General features: G+C 26.0%; 2 protein-coding genes. Both read left to right on the top strand.

Annotated elements, in window-relative coordinates:
* Positions 1–232: 232 nt before the first annotated feature.
* Positions 233–802, top strand: coding sequence for a recombinase family protein (locus tag ABHR63_RS10015; protein ID WP_198621553.1), 570 nt, complete (start codon positions 233–235; stop codon positions 800–802).
* A gap of 25 nt (positions 803–827) precedes the next feature.
* Positions 828–1044: hypothetical protein (locus ABHR63_RS10010; protein WP_346966011.1), on the top strand; the 217-nt coding region annotated here is incomplete at its 3' end.

The following is a 1044-nucleotide window of genomic DNA, read 5'->3' as shown; positions in this document are numbered from 1 at the left end:
ATATTATAGTGTATATTTTTTTACTCCCATTTTGGTTACATTTCGCTTTGAAGAATATTTATTTAAAATCAGTATCAAAAATGGTGATTTTTGATACATTATTTTTTTGTATAGAAAAAAGCCAAATTTTCTATGTAAAAATGTATTAAAAAAGGTATCATAATCTATTTAGATTATGATACCTTTTTGGTATAATAAAAGAAATAAATTTAGAAAAAATGGAGATAAAATTATGTTAGTTGGATATGCAAGGGTTAGTACTGAAGAACAAAGTTTAAATAGACAAATAGATATGTTAATTGATTATGGTGTAGATAAGAGAAATATATATCAAGAAAAAATAAGTGGAATGAAATCTAATAGAGAGCAGCTAGATAAAATGATAGATGAACTACAAGCAGGAGATACAGTTATAATTACTGATTTGACCAGAATATCAAGAAGTACAAAGGATTTACTTAATATTATAGATAGAATAAAAGCTAAAGGAGCTAGTATAAAAAGTATTAAAGATACTTGGTTAGATACATCAAGTGATAATCCATATAATAGTTTTTTACTAACTGTTATGAGTGGATTGAGTCAATTAGAAAGGGACTTAATAAGTCAAAGGACTAAAGAAGGTTTAAAAAGTTCAAAAGCTAGGGGAAGGAATGGAGGAAGGCCTTCCAAGAGAAGTGATAAAGCCGATACAGTAGGGTTACTATATAGGGAAGGTTATAAAATAGTTGATATAGTAAAGCAAACAGGGTTAAGTAGAGCAACTGTATATAGAGTGCTAAATGATTTAAAATTAAAATAAAAAATATATTAAAGGGGATGAGAGTATGATATGGAGCAAGTTAAGCTCAAGTATAAATTATTATATTAATAAGAGAATATGGGGAGAAGAACTTTTAAAAGAAAATATTTTATTATTAAATCAATATATTGAGGATGCATTCATACTTGAGGATGGTATTTATAAATATTTAGATAAAAAAACATATGAGTATATTGATCTAAGTGAAGAAGATATGAAAAAAATAGAGGAAGCTTTTATTG

The organism is Collinsella aerofaciens (genome assembly GCF_039752775.1).
Classification (GTDB): Bacteria; Actinomycetota; Coriobacteriia; order Coriobacteriales; family Coriobacteriaceae; genus Collinsella; species Collinsella aerofaciens_R.
This window is presented reverse-complemented; position numbering and strand designations above follow the sequence as displayed.

What these genes read in the sequence shown, in the direction of transcription:
- ABHR63_RS10015 (WP_198621553.1), top strand. Translation starts at nt 233, where the DNA reads ATGTTAGTTGGATATGCAAGGGTTAGTACTGAAGAACAAAGTTTAAAT.